14 protein-coding genes are annotated in these 15,891 nt (G+C 63.9%); 9 read left to right on the plus strand and 5 right to left on the minus strand.

All coding sequences use genetic code 11. From position 1 onward, the window contains the following. The 4 genes from pnp to AC1D0P_RS09695 all read right to left on the minus strand — a co-directional run. The coding region (pnp, locus tag AC1D0P_RS09680) for a polyribonucleotide nucleotidyltransferase (protein ID WP_477676538.1) at nucleotides 1-1,794 on the minus strand (1,794 nt) is incomplete at its 3' end. A gap of 220 nt (nucleotides 1,795-2,014) precedes the next feature. Beyond that, entirely contained in the window at nucleotides 2,015-2,281 is a 267-nt protein-coding gene (gene rpsO / locus AC1D0P_RS09685) for a 30S ribosomal protein S15 (protein WP_436155280.1), read from the minus strand. Nucleotides 2,282-2,425: 144 nt separating this feature from the next. Further along, entirely contained in the window at nucleotides 2,426-3,613 is a 1,188-nt protein-coding gene (locus tag AC1D0P_RS09690; protein WP_477676539.1) for a pyridoxal phosphate-dependent aminotransferase, read from the minus strand. Nucleotides 3,614-3,667: 54 nt separating this feature from the next. Further along, on the minus strand, nucleotides 3,668-4,933 hold the full coding sequence (locus AC1D0P_RS09695) for a branched-chain amino acid ABC transporter substrate-binding protein (RefSeq protein ID WP_477676540.1): 1,266 nt from the start codon (nucleotides 4,931-4,933) through the stop codon (nucleotides 3,668-3,670). 140 nt (nucleotides 4,934-5,073) lie between these two features. Between AC1D0P_RS09695 and AC1D0P_RS09700 the strand changes: the two genes are divergently transcribed. Beyond that, on the plus strand, nucleotides 5,074-5,475 hold the full coding sequence (locus AC1D0P_RS09700) for an Hsp20 family protein (protein ID WP_477676541.1): 402 nt from the start codon (nucleotides 5,074-5,076) through the stop codon (nucleotides 5,473-5,475). Between the two features lie 30 nt (nucleotides 5,476-5,505). Here AC1D0P_RS09700 and tsaD read toward each other — a convergent pair whose 3' ends face one another. Further along, on the minus strand, nucleotides 5,506-6,549 hold the full coding sequence (gene tsaD, locus AC1D0P_RS09705; RefSeq protein WP_477676546.1) for a tRNA (adenosine(37)-N6)-threonylcarbamoyltransferase complex transferase subunit TsaD: 1,044 nt from the start codon (nucleotides 6,547-6,549) through the stop codon (nucleotides 5,506-5,508). Between the two features lie 193 nt (nucleotides 6,550-6,742). Here tsaD and AC1D0P_RS09710 point away from each other — a divergent pair, with 193 nt between their 5' ends. From AC1D0P_RS09710 to AC1D0P_RS09745, 8 genes are all read left to right on the plus strand, one after another. Then, entirely contained in the window at nucleotides 6,743-7,375 is a 633-nt protein-coding gene (locus AC1D0P_RS09710; protein WP_007864505.1) for an ANTAR domain-containing response regulator, read from the plus strand. A gap of 377 nt (nucleotides 7,376-7,752) precedes the next feature. After that, a complete protein-coding gene (locus AC1D0P_RS09715; protein WP_436155286.1) occupies nucleotides 7,753-8,997 on the plus strand; it encodes a CmpA/NrtA family ABC transporter substrate-binding protein in 1,245 nt (414 codons plus the stop codon). Nucleotides 8,998-9,054: 57 nt separating this feature from the next. Further along, on the plus strand, nucleotides 9,055-10,023 hold the full coding sequence (ntrB, locus tag AC1D0P_RS09720) for a nitrate ABC transporter permease (RefSeq protein WP_477676542.1): 969 nt from the start codon (nucleotides 9,055-9,057) through the stop codon (nucleotides 10,021-10,023). Nucleotides 10,024-10,042: 19 nt separating this feature from the next. Beyond that, nucleotides 10,043-10,852: an ABC transporter ATP-binding protein gene (locus AC1D0P_RS09725; RefSeq protein WP_477676543.1), complete on the plus strand. Its 810-nt coding sequence runs from the start codon at nucleotides 10,043-10,045 to the stop codon at nucleotides 10,850-10,852. Nucleotides 10,853-10,924: 72 nt separating this feature from the next. Further along, the gene (locus tag AC1D0P_RS09730; RefSeq protein WP_477676544.1) at nucleotides 10,925-13,057 is read left to right on the plus strand and encodes an ATP-binding protein; all 2,133 of its coding nucleotides are present in this window, start codon (nucleotides 10,925-10,927) and stop codon (nucleotides 13,055-13,057) included. Nucleotides 13,058-13,120: 63 nt separating this feature from the next. Further along, nucleotides 13,121-13,492 (plus strand): response regulator transcription factor, encoded by a 372-nt coding sequence (locus AC1D0P_RS09735; protein ID WP_436155290.1) that lies wholly within the window; start codon nucleotides 13,121-13,123, stop codon nucleotides 13,490-13,492. 11 nt (nucleotides 13,493-13,503) lie between these two features. Beyond that, nucleotides 13,504-13,962, plus strand: a complete 459-nt coding sequence (locus AC1D0P_RS09740; RefSeq protein WP_477676545.1) for a chemotaxis protein CheX — start codon at nucleotides 13,504-13,506, stop codon at nucleotides 13,960-13,962. Between the two features lie 175 nt (nucleotides 13,963-14,137). Next, a complete protein-coding gene (locus tag AC1D0P_RS09745; RefSeq protein ID WP_477654920.1) occupies nucleotides 14,138-15,352 on the plus strand; it encodes an MFS transporter in 1,215 nt (404 codons plus the stop codon). Nucleotides 15,353-15,891 lie beyond the last annotated feature (539 nt).

Here is a 15,891-nt window from a genome sequence, read left to right on the forward strand (position 1 = left end):
GGTGATGGTGCCGTCTTCCTCGATGTTGATCTGCGTGCCGGTTTCTTCGGTCAGCGCGCGGATGACGGCGCCGCCCTTGCCGATCACGTCGCGGATTTTCTCGGGGTTGATCTTCATGACGTAGAGGCGCGGTGCGAAGTCGGAGACTTCAGCCTTGGCCTCGCCCATGGCTTCCTGCATCTTGCCCAGGATGTGCATGCGGGCTTCCTTGGCCTGGGCCAGCGCGACCTGCATGATTTCCTTGGTGATGCCCTGGATCTTGATGTCCATCTGCAGCGCGGTGATACCGAAGGTGGTACCGGCAACCTTGAAGTCCATGTCACCCAGGTGATCTTCATCGCCCAAGATGTCGGTCAGCACGGCGAAGCGGTTGTCTTCCTTGATCAGGCCCATGGCGATGCCGGCCACGTGGGCTTTCATCGGCACGCCGGCATCCATCAGCGACAGGCAGCCGCCGCAGACCGAAGCCATCGACGAGGAGCCGTTGGACTCGGTGATTTCAGACACCACGCGCATGGTGTACGGGAATTCTTCCTTCGTAGGCAGCACGGCGATCAGCGCACGCTTGGCCAGGCGGCCGTGGCCGATTTCGCGGCGTTTCGGGCTGCCGACACGGCCGGTTTCGCCGGTGGCGAACGGAGGCATGTTGTAGTGCAGCATGAAGCGGTCTTCGTAGTCGCCGGACAGCGCGTCGATGCGCTGCGCGTCGCGCTCGGTGCCCAGCGTGGTCACGACCAGCGCCTGGGTTTCGCCGCGCGTGAACAGGGCCGAGCCGTGGGTACGGGGCAGCACGCTGTTGCGGATTTCAATCGCGCGAACGGTGCGCGTGTCGCGGCCGTCGATGCGGGGTTCGCCGGCCAGGATCTGGCTGCGCACGATCTTGGCTTCGATGTCGAACAGCATGCCTTCAACGGCCACGCCGTCGAATTCCACGCCGTCGGCCTTGAGCGCCGCCATGACGTCGGACGTCACCACGCGGCAGGCTTGCGTACGGGCTTGCTTGGCGCGGATCTGGTAAGCGGCTTGCAGCTTGGCGCCGGCGAGTTCGTTGACCTTGGCGATCAGCGGCTCGTTCTTGGCGGGAGCTTTCCAGTCCCAGACCGGCTTGCCGGCGTCGCGCACGAGTTCATGGATCGCGTTGATGGCGATGTTGCCCTGCTCATGGCCGAACACCACGGCGCCGAGCATGATTTCTTCGGACAGCTGCTGGGCTTCGGACTCGACCATCAGCACGGCGGCTTCGGTGCCGGCCACGACGAGGTCCATCTTCGAATCCTTGAGCTGGGTCTTGCCGGGATTCAGCACGTACTGGCCGTCGATGTAGGCCACGCGCGCTGCGCCGATGGGGCCGTTGAACGGAATGCCGGAGATCGACAGGGCGGCGCTCGATGCGATCAGCGCGGGGATGTCGCCTTCGACTTCAGGGTTCAGCGACAGCACGTGGATCACGACCTGCACTTCGTTGAAGAAGCCTTCGGGGAACAGCGGGCGGATCGGGCGGTCGATCAGGCGCGAGGTCAGCGTTTCGAATTCGCTGGGGCGGCCTTCGCGCTTGAAGAAGCTGCCGGGAATGCGGCCGGCGGCGTAGGTTTTCTCGAGGTAGTCGACGGTCAGAGGGAAGAAGTCCTGGCCGGGCTTGGCATCGGTCTTGGCGACCACAGTGGCCAGCACCACGGTGCCGTCCATGTCAACGACGACGGCGCCGCTGGACTGGCGGGCGATCTCGCCGGTTTCCATCGTGACCTTGTGCTGGCCCCACTGGAAGGATTTGGTGACTTTGTTGAAAATGCTCATGTTCTTATCTCCACTAAATTCACACGCTTGAGGCAGCGCGGGAGGCCCGGAGCGGCGGCTGGCTGAACACGATGCCATTCCACAAAATGCCTGGGATCAGCGGTCTGACCGGGGCTTTTCTTGTGGAATGACACAGCGCGTGCTCGTTTTGCCTTGCTCCGAAGTAAAAAGCGCCTGAGCTAGTGAACTAACTCAGGCGCTTTCAAATCGTTTTTACCGATTACTTGCGCAGGCCAAGCTTGGCGATCAGCGCGGTGTAACGGTCAGCATCTTTGGACTTCAGGTAGTCCAGCAGCTTGCGGCGGCGGCTCACCATGCGCAGCAGGCCGCGGCGGCCGTGGTGGTCTTTGGCGTTGGCCTTGAAATGGGGGGTCAGTTCGTTGATGCGGCCGGTCAGCAGCGCCACTTGAACTTCAGGGCTGCCGGTGTCGCCGGCGGCACGTGCGTTGGCCTGAACGATTTCGGCCTTGATTGATTTTGCAATCATGTTTTCTCTTTCTTGCACCGAGGTGCGCTTGCGAGCGAAGCAGCGTTCCCGACATGGGACTTGAATAAACCGCTTTCGTCGTGTTCCGGCAGGCAAAAGGCCAAAAACCTGTATTTAAGGCCTCAAACTGCGCAGAGCCTTGGATTATAGCCCAAGCCAGCGTTTCAGCCGCTCAACCCCCTGCCCCAACCTGGCGACGTCCTGGCTGGCGAAACACCAGCGCAGCCAGCCCTGGGCTTCGGGCCCCGGGTTGACCATGAAGGCATTGCCGGGCGCCAGGCCCAGCCCGGCCTCCACGACCAGGCGTTTGGCGGTCTCCAGGGAGTCGCCGAAGCGGGCGGGGTCTTCCAGCCGGAAAAAGGCGTACATACCGCCCTTGGCCGGCGCCAGCTGTACACCCGGCACCGCCTGCAGCAACGGCACCAGGGTATCGCGGCAGGTTTTGAGGTGGGCCACCACGCGCGGCGTGATCTCGGCCGTGCGCTCAATGGCCACCTGCCCGGCCCGCTGCACGAACACCGGCGCGCAGGAGGTGTTGAACTCCACCAGCTTGCCCATGTGCGGCGTCATGGCGGCCGGCATCACCAGCCAGCCCAGGCGCCAGCCTGTCATCAGAAAGCTTTTGGAAAAGCTGTGGACCACCACCAGGCGGTCTTCCGGCGCCGCAATGTCCAGGAAGCTGGGGGCGCAGCCATTCGGGGTGGGCTCGTAATACAGCCGCTCATAGACCTCGTCGGCCAGGATCCAGGTACCGGTCTTCCGGCAGTGCGCCAGGATGGCCTCCTGCTCGGCGCGCGCCAGGGTCCAGCCCGTAGGGTTGTTGGGCGCGTTGACGATCAGCAGCTTGGTCGCCGGGGTGATGGCGGCCAGCAACTCAGCCATGTCCAGCCGCCATTCACCCGCCACCGGCTTGAGGCTGACGCACTTGACCCGCGCACCCATGATGGCCGGCTGGGCCGTCAGGTTGGGCCAGACCGGCGTCACCGCCACCACCTCGTCGCCCGCATCGACCAGCGCCTGGACGGCCAGCATCAGCGCATTGACGCCGCCCGACGTGACCGCGATGCGTTCGGCCGTGATCGGCGCGGCGCCCGGGCAGCGCAGGCCCGTGGCATAGCCCGCAATCGCCTCGCGCAACTCAGCCAGGCCCAGGTTGTGGGCATAAAAAGTCTCGCCCTGCTGCAGCGAGGCGGCCGCCGCGTCGCGGATAAAGGCCGGCGTGACCTCGTCGCTTTCGCCAAACCAGAACTTGAGCACGTCGCTGCGCCCCATGCCGGCATTGGCGACCTGGCGGATCATGGATTCTTCAAGGTTTAAAACGGCCTGTCTCATGGGAATGGTTCGATCTGCCTGCCGGCGTCTGTCAATCAGAAAAGGAATAAAAGCTCAGGGCCGGACCATCTTGCAGCTGCTCGGCTGCTCGGCCCGCTCGGGCGAAATCGTCTTGATGACACGAAAACCGTAGCCCGAACCTTCCACGTCGAACTTCACGCCCGGCGAGCCCTGCTTGCCCATCAACGCCACCAGCAGCGGCTGCTGGAACTGGTGGTCCAGCGCGCGCATCGTGCCCTGGTGGCCCGCGAAGCTCACGGTACCACGCTCCAATTGCGCCGCCAGCGCGCCGGCCTCGGCGCTGCCGGCCTTGTCCAGGCTTTGGGCCAGGGCCTCGACCATCAGCTGCATGCGCATGTGCACATAGTCGTCCTGCGGCTTGGGGAAACGCTGGCGGAAGGACTGGTAAAAAGCCTCGGACTGCGCACCCGCCTCGTTCGGGAACCAGTCGGCCACGGCCACCACCTTGCCCACGCCGGCATCACCCAGCGCGCCCGGCACGCCCAGCGCATTGCCGTAGAAGGTGTAGAACTTGCCCTCATAGCCCACTTCCTTGGCGGCCTTGATCAGCAAGGTCAGGTCGTTGCCCCAGTTGCCCGTGAGCACCGCCTGCGCGCCGCTGGCCTTGATCTTCACGGCATAGGGGATGAAATCCTTGACGCGACCCAGCGCGTGCAGCTCGTCGCCCACGATCTGCACGTCGGGGCGCTGCGCGCCCAACTGCTTGCGCGCCTCGCGCAGCACCGCCTGGCCAAAGCTGTAGTCCTGCCCTATCAGGTAAATACTTTTGAGCGCCTTGTCGTCCTTGAGCACGTCCATGAGCGCTGCCATGCGCATGTCGGCGTGCGCGTCAAAACGGAAGTGCCAGTAGCTGCACTTCTCGTTCGTCAGGACGGGGTCGACCGCCGAGTAGTTCAGGAACAGCACGCGTTTTTTCGGCTCGCGCTCGTTGTGTTTGTTGATGGCGTCGATGAGCACCGCCGCAATGGCCGACGAATTGCCCTGCGCGATGATGGTCACGCCGTCGTCGATCGCCGAGCGCAAGGCCGCCAGCGCCTCTTCGTTCTGGCCCTTGTTGTCGTAGCGCTCGACCACCAGGTTGCGCGGCCCGCCGGCCAGCTTGACGCCGCCGCGCGCGTTGACGCGCTCGGTCGCCCAGACCAGGTTGCGGAACACCGCTTCGCCGGTGTTGGCGAAGGCACCCGACAGGCTTTCGATCAATGCGATGCGTACCGGCGGCTGACTGGCGGTTTGCGCGCCGGCCCCCACGCAGGCGCAGAGACATAGGGCCGTGAACAGGCGTTTCAAGTGTGTATGCATAAAAAAATAGATCCCTGTTTTCGCTTGATTTCGCTTGAATAAAACGGCAGCACACCTAACTGGTGTGCATGCGGCAATCACGGTGAACGCCGCGCAGTGTAAGGGGAAACCGCCCCTTGTTAACCCATCAAGGAATCGCCATGTTTTACTCTCTCGCCAACCGCCCCGCTCGCGCTTTTCATCGCCACTATGCACCCGTCGTGAGCAACGGCGCACTCGAAAAATTCCTCAACGACACCTTCACCTCGCTCTCCGACACCGGCGCCGCCAAATCCGCCAGCGTCGAAGACCTTGAAAAGGCCTATAGCCTGCAACTCGACGTTCCCGKCCTGGCCCGCGAGCATCTGGACATCGGCATCGAAGGCGACGTGGTTCGCGTGTCCAGCAAGGAAGATGCTCCCCGCAAGATCAAGGCTGCCTGGCGCTTCCCGCTGGAAATCGACACCGCCAACAGCAGCGCCAAGCTGGAAAACGGTGTGCTGACGTTGGCGCTGGCCAAGAAGGTCCCCGTCAGCAACGTGACGCACCTCGATATCCAGTAATTGGATCGTCCGGACTTCAGGCGGTACGGCTCAGGCCGGCTCTGCCTGCAATTCCACAAGATTCCAGCGCGGCTTCACGTCAAAGGTGTAGCTGCGCTTTAGCGCTTCAAGCCCGGTTTGCAGCCGCATGCCGGCAGCAAGCGCGATCATGGCGCCGTTGTCGGTRCACAAATGCAGTTCGGGGTAATGCACACGAATACCGCGCTGCTTGCACACAGCATTGAGTTGACTGCGCAGCAAAGCATTGGCGCCAACGCCGCCCGCCACCACCAGCCGCTTGAGCCCGGTTTGCGCCATGGCGGCCAATGACTTCTTCACCAGCACCTCCACAATTGCCGCCTGCGTGGCCGCCGCCAGGTCAGCCTTGCGGCTTTCCAGGTCCGGCCCCAGCTTTTTGGCCTGCGTCAGCACTGCGGTCTTGAGCCCGGCAAACGAAAAGTCCAGGTCGCCGCTGTGCAGCAAAGGCCGCGGCAGCTTGAAAGCGGTCCCGTCGCCCCCCTCTGCCAGTTTGGACAGATGCGGTCCACCGGGATAAGGCAGGCCCATGAGCTTGGCCGACTTGTCAAAAGCCTCGCCGGCCGCGTCGTCAATGGTTTCACCGAGCAGCTCGTAGCTGCCCACGCGGTCCACCCGCATCAGCTGCGTGTGCCCGCCGGAGACCAGCAAGGCCACAAAAGGAAACTCAGGCGGATCCGCGCTCAGGAAAGGCGACAGCAGGTGGCCCTCCAGGTGATGCACCCCCATGGCCGGTTTGCCCAGCGCCGCTGCCAGCGAACAGGCTACGCCAGCGCCCACCAGCAGCGCTCCCGCAAGACCGGGCCCGCGCGTGTAAGCCACCACGTCGACCTGTGCCAGGCTGCTGCCCGCCTCCGCCATCACCTGGTGCGTCAAAGGCAAAACACGCCGGATATRGTCCCGGCTCGCCAGCTCAGGCACCACACCGCCATAAGCCTGGTGCATGTCGATCTGGCTGAACAGGGCGTGCGACAGCAGGCGCGGCACGGCACTGCCGCTGGCATCCACCAGCGCCACACCGGTTTCGTCACAACTCGATTCGATTCCAAGAACTACCATCATTCGAGTGTAAGGTTTAGGCAATGCCCCCAAAGGAGGCGAACCATCCCAACTTGCGACCGTGAAGTTCTTCACACCAGCATGAGCCGCGGAACCGGCTTTGCCGGGCCGCAGGCGGGCGGCCCCCTCGGCGGGGCAGGGAGCGACACGAAGTGCGCGACCGTGGGGGCACGTTTCTTGCACTTACGGCTCCATGACACCGTCCCAATCCCTGCGCCTTGTCATCATCGCCCCGGACCTGCTGGAGTCCGTATCCGATGACGCCCATGCGCGGGAACTGGCCGAACGCTCTCGCCAGTTGCGCATCGGGCTGCTGGAGAACGGTTACAACATCGTCGCGGTGCTCCCGGCCGACACCTTCCTGGACGAACGACTGGCGCAACTGCAACCCGACATGATCATCGTGGACGCCGAAAGCGAAGCCCGCGATTCGCTGGAGCACGTGGTGATGGCGACCCGGGACGCCCGTCGGCCCATCGTGCTGTTCACCAATGACAACGACACCAGCCACGTCAAGGACGCCGTCGCTGCCGGCGTGTCAGCCTATGTGGTGGCCGGCCTGTCCCCGGACCGTATCCGTCCCATCCTGGACGTGGCCATGGCGCGCTTTGAGCACGAGCAGGGCCTGCGCAAGGAACTGGCGCACGCCAAAACCGAGCTGCATGAGCGCAAGGTCATAGACCGGGCCAAGGGCATGCTGATGCAGCGCCAGGGACTCTCGGAGCAGGCCGCCTACGAAAAGCTGCGCAAGGCCGCCATGGACAAGGGCCTGCGGCTTGGCGAAGTGGCCCAGCGCATGCTGGACGCCCTGGACCTGCTGGGCTGATCCACCGGCTTGGCCGCCCCGGCCACCCTCAATTGGTGCAGCGCACAAATCAGGTGCACCTATCGGGATCCACATCGCGGCGCTTCGACCATGTGAAGTTTTTTCAGGGCGTGCGTGATTGCAGGCACAAGAAGACTTCCCTGGCATCTCCACTCTCAAGAACAACTCTTTTGGCAACGCTGGCCAACCCTGGCACAGCTTTTGCAATGCCCTAGGCACTGGTCAATGATGGCCATCCGGCACAGCACTTCAACGGCGAAGTGTGTGGTGCCCCAAGGAACAAAGGCGTTCGCACCCTGCATCACGTTCAACGTGGCTGCCCGGGTCGAGCGCCTTTTTTGTTTTTGTCTTTTGCTTTTTTTACCTGGAGCCGACACATGACTGAACTGCTGAAATCTTCGCTGACACGCCGCACCGTGCTGCAGGCCGCGGCCGTGGGCGCCGTGGGCATCAACCCCGCCCTGCGCGCCGCCGTGTATGCCCAAGGCTCCGACGCGCCCGAGAAAAAGGAAGTCAAGATCGGCTTCATCCCCCTGACCGACTGCGCCTCGGTGGTGATGGCCTCGGTACTGGGCATAGACCAGAAATACGGCGTCAAGATCATCCCGACCAAGGAAGCCAGCTGGGCCGGCGTGCGCGACAAGCTGGTCAACGGCGAACTGGACTTCGCCCACGTGCTTTACGGCCTGGTCTACGGCGTGCACATGGGCACGGCCGGCCCCAAGAAGGACATGGCCGTGCTGATGACGCTCAACAACAACGGCCAGGCCATCACGCTGTCCAAGAAGCTCGCCGACAAGGGCGCCGTCGACGGCGCGGGCCTGGCCAAGCTGATGGCCAGCGACAAGCGCGAATACACCTTCGCCCAGACCTTTCCCACCGGCACGCACGCCATGTGGCTGTACTACTGGCTGGCCGCCAACGGCATCAACCCGATGAAGGACGCCAAGGTCATCACCGTGCCGCCGCCGCAGATGGTGGCCAATATGCGCGTGGGCAATATGGACGGCTTCTGCGTGGGCGAGCCCTGGGGCCACCGCGCCATCATCGACGGCATAGGCGTGACCGCAGTGACCACCCAGGACGTCTGGAAGGATCATCCCGAAAAAGTGCTGGGCACCACCGCCGACTTCGTCAAGAAATACCCCAACACCGCGCGCGCCGTCACCGCCGCCATCATCGAGGCCGGCAAATGGATTGACGCCAGCCTCTCCAACAAGAACAAGATGGCCGAGACCGTGGCCGACAAGAGCTACGTCAACACCAGCGTCGACGCCATCAACCAGCGCATCCTGGGCCGCTACCAGAACGGCATGGGCAAGACCTGGGACGACCCCAACTACATGAAGTTCTACAACGACGGTGCGGTGAGCTTCCCTTACCTCTCCGACGGCATGTGGTTCCTCACGCAGCACAAGCGCTGGGGCCTGATCAAGGAGCATCCCGACTACCTGGGCATTGCCAAGCAGATCAACCACATCGACGTCTACAAGCAGGCAGCCACGGCCGCCAAGGCCAGCGTTCCCAAAGAGATCATGCGCAGCAGCAAGCTGATGGACGGCACGGTCTGGGACGGCAAGGACCCGAAAAAGTACGCCGACAGCTTCAAGGTTCACGCCTAGGCCCGCGCCCCGCCACCCGCCCACCGAACCTTCCACCCCACGCAAAGAGGTCACGCCATGGTCAGTGCCGTATTCCACAGCCCGCTCGAGGCCGCGCCCGCGGCCCGCGGCGGCGACAAAGCCCGAGCCCGGGATACCGGCGCCCTTCCATCGGCGCCCGCCGCCAACGACATGACAAATCCCACCACCCCTTCCCCCGCGGTGCAGGCGGCCGCCGCCACCCCGCCGGCGCGCGCGCCCTGGGACGCCTCTTTTCTCTGGCTGGCCCTGCTGCCGCCCCTGCTGGGCCTGGGCCTGCTGGTGCTGGTATGGGAGCTGGTCTTCATGGGCACGGGCGGCAGCATTCCCTCGCCCAGGGACACCTTCACGCAGGCGGTGCAGATCTTCAGCGACCCCTTCTACAGCAAGGGCCCCAACGACCAGGGCGTGGGCTGGAACGTGCTGTCCTCGCTCAAGCGCGTGGCCATGGGCTTCGGCATGCCGGCCGTTGTCGGCATCCCGGTCGGTTTCATGATCGGCCGCTTCAACTTTTTGAGCCGCATGTTCAACCCGCTGATCAGCCTGCTGCGCCCGGTCTCACCGCTGGCCTGGCTGCCGATAGGCCTGCTGGTGTTCAAGGGCGCCAACCCGGCCGCYATCTGGACCATCTTCATCTGCTCGATCTGGCCCATGATCATCAACACCGCCGTCGGCGTGCAGCGCGTGCCGCAGGACTACATGAATGTGGCGCGCGTGCTCAACCTCAGCGAATGGAAGATCGTCACCAAGATCCTCTTCCCCGCCGTGCTGCCTTACATGCTGACCGGCGTGCGCCTGGCCGTCGGTACCGCCTGGCTGGTGATCGTCGCGGCCGAGATGCTGACCGGCGGCGTCGGCATCGGCTTCTGGGTCTGGGACGAGTGGAACAACCTCAACGTCAAGAACATCATCATCGCGATCTTCGTGATCGGCATCGTCGGCCTGGTGCTGGAGTTCGCCCTGATCAAGCTGGCCACCGCCTTCACGTTTGAAGAAGTCAAGAACTGATCTCGAAAGGAACCAAGCCATGACATCCTTCACCACCAAGTACATCGAGATCCAGGGCGTAGCGCAAACCTTCAAGACAAAAAAAGGGCCGTTCCGTGCGCTGCAGAACATCAACCTGACGGTCGCCAAGGGCGAGTTCGTCGCGCTGATCGGCCATTCGGGCTGCGGCAAGTCCACGCTGCTGAACCTGATCGCCGGCCTGACGACGCCCACCGAGGGCAGCCTGCTGTGCGCCAACCGTGAAATCGCCGGACCCGGGCCCGAGCGCGCCGTGGTGTTCCAGAACCACTCGCTGCTGCCCTGGCTGACCTGTTTTGAAAACGTCTACCTGGCAGTCGAGCGCGTCTTCTCGGCAACTGAAAACAAGGCCCAGCTCAAGGCCCGCACCGATGCGGCGCTGGCCATGGTCGGACTGACCGCGGCGGCGCAAAAGCGCCCCGGCGAAATATCGGGCGGCATGAAGCAGCGCGTCGGCATCGCGCGCGCGCTGTCGATGGAGCCCAAGGTGCTGCTGCTCGACGAACCCTTCGGCGCGCTGGACGCGTTGACCCGCGCCAAGCTGCAGGACGAGCTGCTGCAGATCGTGGCGACCACGCAGAGCACGGTGGTGATGGTGACCCATGACGTCGACGAGGCGGTGCTGCTCTCGGACCGCATCGTGATGATGACCAACGGCCCCTCGGCCACGATCGGCGAAATCCTGCAGGTCGAACTGCCGCGGCCCCGCTCGCGCGTGGCGCTGGCCGAGGACATCCGCTACCTGGGCTACCGCAAGGCCGTGATCGATTTTCTCTACACACGCCAGGGCCACGTCGAAAAAGCGGCCTGACAGAGCCCACGGGAACCCGCGCCGCGAAAGGGCGCGGCGACCGCCACAAAAATTAGCATAGGGAGGGTTTCCATGTCTGCTGTTTTGCCTGTTCGAGGCGCCGACAGAATCGTTGTCCCCCAGGGCACGCGCACCGCGCCTTCGCAAGGCCTTGCCTCGCTCGGAAAGTACCGCGAAATCATCATCGCGGTCGCCTTCTTCCTGCTGTTCGACCTCGGGGTGCTGGTCCTGAACTTCTACACCTCGTTCAAGATCGACCAGGACACCGTGGCCATCAACCTCTCGGGGCGCCAGCGCGTCGTCTCGCAACGCGTCGCGCGCACCCTGCTGGAGCTTGACGCCATGCGCGTCTCGGGCGCAGCCTACAAGCCCGAAACCCTGGCGGAGCTGCGCGCGGGCGCCAAAATCTTCCAGGTGTCGCAACTGGCGTTTCGCGAAGGCGGCACCATTCCGGGCGGCGACGGCAAGCCGGTCTACCTGGAGCCCGTGGTGTCCAGCCGCGGCCGTGAGCTCGAGGAAAAGGTGGAGCTGGTCTGGAAGCCCTACTTCGCCCTGCTCCAGCCGCTGCTGGCCGGCGACAACTTCACGCAGCAGGAGCTGGCCGCCGCGCTGGCCTACAGCCAGGCCCACAACATCCAGCTGCTGGGTGCGGCCAACGACTTCGTGACCGAAACACAGCAGATAGGCGCATCGCGCGCCAGCGTGCTGCGCATGGTGCAGACCGGCGGCATCGTGCTGGCCCTGCTGAATTTCGCCTTCATCCTGTTCAAGTTCCTGAGGCGCCTGAAAATCTCCGACGCCGCGATTGAAGCGGCGACCGAGGAAACCCGTGAAATCCTCACCAGCGTCCGTGAAGGCCTGTTCCTGCTGACGCCGGGGCACCAGCTCGGCTCCCAGCTGTCCCTTTCGACCCACGCGCTGTTCGGCAAGACGCTGGCGCCGGGCCAGAATTTCTTCGAGGTGCTGTCCACGCTGGTGTCCGCCAAAGCCCTGACCGATGCGCGCGACTATGTCGAGCTGCTGTTCTCGCCGCATGTGAAGGAGCAACTGGTCCAGGGCATCAACCCGCTCTCCGAAGTCGAACTCACCGTCAGGAACCGGCTGGGCCAGGACACGGCCCGCTACCTGTCCTTTCATTTCAACCGGGTTCAGGACGGCGCCGCCGTGCGGCACCTGCTGGTCACCGTGCAGGACATCACGCAGAAGGTCGAACTGCAGGCCAGGCTGGCCGGCGAGCGCCAGCGCTCGCAAAAAGAGCTGTCCATGATGCTCAAGGCCTTCGAGACCGAGCCGGCCATGATGCGGGCCTTTGTCGAGCGCGCCGAGGCCTCGCTGCTGGAAGTCAACGACCTGCTGCGCAGCACCTCTTCAGCCGCCTCGGAAGCCCAGGTGCTCAAGGCCGTGGACGGCGCCTACCGCCGCATCCACGCCTTCAAGGGCGATGCCGCTTCCCTGGGCCTGGAAATCCTGGCCACGCTGGCGCACCAGTTCGAGAGCGAACTGCAAAAACTCAAGGACAACGGCGCCGCCACCGGTGACGCGCTGCTGGCCCTGCCGCTGCCGCTGGAGGACCTGCTGTCCAAGGTCGGCGCCTTCAAAGCCCTGAGTCGCAAGCGCTCAGGCGATAGCGCAGCGTCCGGCTCAGGCGACTCGCCACAGGGTCTCAACACCGCGCTTGCGCAACTGGCGGCCGAGGTGGCCGCTGACTGCGGCAAACGCGTGAACACCGACCTGCGCATGGCCGGCACACCCGATATACCGCCGGCCAAAATGCACCTGGTGCGTGAGATCGCCATCCAGCTGCTGCGCAACGCCGTGGTGCACGGCGTGGAAAAACCCGCCGCGCGGCAGGCCGCCGGCAAAGCCGCCGAAGGCCAGGTCAGCGTGGCGCTGGGCCAGGACGAGGCCGGGCAGTGGCAGCTCACCGTTCGCGACGACGGCGCCGGCCTGAAGGCAGCCGACATGCGGCGGCGCCTGCTGGAACTTGGCTGGTACAACGCCGAGCAGTTGGAGAGTTTCAGCGACAGGCAGATCGTCGCGAACATCTTCAAGCCCGGGTTCTCCACCGCCGGCGGAACGTCCCGGCATGCCGGCCGCGGCGTCGGCCTGGACCTGGTGCAAGCCAACGTGCAGAGCCTGGGCGCGCGCCTGCTGCTGTCCAGCACGCCCGGCCAGCACACCGAGTTCCGGGTCGTGTTTTCCTGAGGCCGCATGACATGACCCACATCCCAAACCAACCCCCACCTCAATCGCAAAAGGAGGCTCACCATGCGACTGCTGATTGTTGACGACTCCAACATGATCCGCACGCGCATCTCGCGCGTGGTGCAAAACGGCGGCATCAAGGGCATCGTGCTCGCGGGCCTGGCCAAAAACGGCCACGAAGCCGTGCGGCTGGCCCGGGCCACGCGGCCCGAAGTCGTCACCATGGACCTGACCATGCCCGAGATGGACGGCATCGAATGCATTTCCGCGCTGCTCAAGCTGGACCCGACGGTCAAGATCCTGGTGGTCAGCGCGCTCAGCGACAAATCGACGGCCATCCAGGCGCTCAAACTGGGCGCGCGGGGCTTTGTCGCCAAACCTTTCACCGATGAAGAGCTGCAGATGGCATTGCTCGACATCGCCGACATGCGTTAAGGAAGACCGCTGTGGCCACACTCAACGAAACCGACCTCAAGCTGTTTGTCGACTCGATCCGGCATTACCTSAAARTCACGACCCGGCAGGAGCCGCAAATCACCTCGGCYTACCTCGGCACGGGCGATATCGAAGGCTTTGAATTCAACGGCATCGTGGCCTTTTCAGGCAGCCACAACGGCCATGTGATGGTCTCCATGCCGGGCAAGCTGGTGCGCGAGATTTTGCTGCTGCAGCATGAGACCGACCTCAGCGACGGCAACCTGCTGGACGCGGTGGGCGAGATCGCCAACACGCTGGCCGGCAACGCGCGCAAGGCCCTGGGGTCCGAGTTGCAGATCTCGGTGCCGGTCAAGATGCAGGGCACGCAGGGCATGAAAGCCCGGGTGCGCACCCGCCCCTATGTCATCACGCTGCGCTGGAACCACTATTCGGCCATGGTGTGCGTCGACATGGACCGCAAGAACTGACTACCCGCCAGGCCTGCCAGGGCGGCCTTGGTGCACGTATTTTGTGCGGCGCACCAAAATAAACAGGAACCAGGGCCAAAACCGCGCTTCAAGGGTGCGTTTTGCATGCCCCATGGTGGCACCCTTTTTGCACTGATTCTGTGAATCAACCATCTTCACAGAAAGAACTTGCACCATGGCGGGGTTTCGTAGTTTTCTCAAGGCCGGTCACGCGCCCACGCTGGGGGCGGCGTTTTTTTACTTCGCCTTCTCATGTTGCATCTGGGTCATGAACGGGGCCATGGCGCCCTTTATTTCCGAGACCTATAACCTTTCGCCCACCCAAAAGGGCGTGATGCTCTCGGTGCCCATCTTCGCCGGCGCGCTGATGCGCTTTCCGCTGGGCGTGCTGGCCCAGTACATAGGCCGCAAAAATGCCACGCTGGTGGAAATGGGCCTGATCATGGTGGCGCTGCTGTTCGGCTACTTCGTGGTCGACTCCTACAGCAGCCTGCTGGCCATGGGCGTCCTGCTCGGCATCGCCGGCGCCAGCTTCGGCGTCGCGCTCAGCCTCGGCTCCGGCTCCTTCCCGCCGCGCTACAAGGGCCTGGCCATGGGCCTGGTCGGCGCCGGCAACGTCGGCACCGCCGTCTCGGTGCTGGTGGCGCCCGCGCTGGCCCAGCGCTTCGGCTGGCAGTCGGTCTACGGCATCGCCGCCGTGGCCATGCTGCTGCCGCTGATCGCCATGATCGTGTTTGCCAAGGAACCCGACGACGTGGACAGCCACGCCACGCTGCGCGAGCACGTCGCCTGCCTGTTCGAAAAAGACGGTTGGGCCTTCAGCCTGATCTACGCGGTGAGCTTCGGCGGCTTTATCGGCCTGGCCACCTTCCTGCCCTCCTACTACTACGACCAGTTCGGCGTCAGCAAGGTGCAGGCGGGCCAGCTGTCCATGCTGGCGGCCTTCATGGGCGCCGCATTGCGAATCTTCGGCGGCTGGATTTCCGACCGCTGGGGCGGCGTCAACACCCTGAGCGTGGTGCTGCTCACCATCGCCGCCACCCTGGTCGCCTGCGGCCTGGCCGGCGGCTCTCTTGTGGCCACCACGCTTCTGGTGATGCTGTGCTTTGCCGCCCTGGGCGCGGGTAACGGTGCGCTCTTTCAACTGGTGCCTTTGCGATGGCCGCTGGCTACTGCGGTGGCTGGTTCGATGATTGGGGAGATCGGTGCGCTCGGCGGTGGGTTGGTGCCCAATGCCATGGGGGTGTCCAAGCAATATGCTGGTACCTATATGTGGGGGTTCTTCTTTTTTGCCGCGTTGGCTTTGGGGATGCTTGTCATGTTGCGGGTTATGCAGATTCGGTGGACGAGGACCTGGGCTGAGAAAGGTGGACGTGCTCGCGGCGCATGAAATTCGGGTTCTGTTCCCCAGTGGGCTAGGCTGGTCCGCGTTCCGACGGCGCGCTCTCGGCTGAGTGCTGCTGGCCGGGGTTGCCGGCAGCAAGTAACTTTCTTTTGCTTCGCCAAAAGAAAGTCACCAAAGAAAAGGCGACCCGCAGTCTGGGTCCCTACGCTGCGCTACGGGCAACCTGCGGTGCTCGACTACGGCGGGGTCTCGCGCAAACTCGCCTTCGGCTCAGACAAGCGCGATCCCTGATCCGCCTACGTCTGCGCTCCTCGGCCCAGCCAGGACGGGGCAATCGGGAGCGGAAGCGGGAACGGAAGATAGAAATACAAAGAACAAACCAAGACAACAAGGACTCGCCGTGGCGAGTCCTTGTTTCTTAGGTATTGGTATTCCTTCCCCACCCCTTGTGGATGCGCCGAGGAGCGCAGGTTCAGGCGGATCAGGGATCGCGTTGTTTGAGCCGAAGGCGAGTTTAGCGAGACCCCGCCTGAACCGAGCACCGCAGGTTGCCCGTAGCGAAGCGAAGGGACGCAGCAACCAGG

The sequence above is a fragment of the Polaromonas sp. P1_G2 genome (assembly GCF_056405515.1).

What these genes read in the sequence shown, in the direction of transcription:
- AC1D0P_RS09695 (WP_477676540.1), bottom strand. Translation starts at nt 4,933, where the DNA reads ATGCATACACACTTGAAACGCCTGTTCACGGCCCTATGTCTCTGCGCC.
- AC1D0P_RS09735 (WP_436155290.1), top strand. Translation starts at nt 13,121, where the DNA reads ATGCGACTGCTGATTGTTGACGACTCCAACATGATCCGCACGCGCATC.
- AC1D0P_RS09710 (WP_007864505.1), top strand. Translation starts at nt 6,743, where the DNA reads ATGACACCGTCCCAATCCCTGCGCCTTGTCATCATCGCCCCGGACCTG.
- AC1D0P_RS09725 (WP_477676543.1), top strand. Translation starts at nt 10,043, where the DNA reads ATGACATCCTTCACCACCAAGTACATCGAGATCCAGGGCGTAGCGCAA.
- AC1D0P_RS09715 (WP_436155286.1), top strand. Translation starts at nt 7,753, where the DNA reads ATGACTGAACTGCTGAAATCTTCGCTGACACGCCGCACCGTGCTGCAG.
- AC1D0P_RS09745 (WP_477654920.1), top strand. Translation starts at nt 14,138, where the DNA reads ATGGCGGGGTTTCGTAGTTTTCTCAAGGCCGGTCACGCGCCCACGCTG.
- AC1D0P_RS09690 (WP_477676539.1), bottom strand. Translation starts at nt 3,613, where the DNA reads ATGAGACAGGCCGTTTTAAACCTTGAAGAATCCATGATCCGCCAGGTC.
- rpsO (WP_436155280.1), bottom strand. Translation starts at nt 2,281, where the DNA reads ATGATTGCAAAATCAATCAAGGCCGAAATCGTTCAGGCCAACGCACGT.
- AC1D0P_RS09730 (WP_477676544.1), top strand. Translation starts at nt 10,925, where the DNA reads ATGTCTGCTGTTTTGCCTGTTCGAGGCGCCGACAGAATCGTTGTCCCC.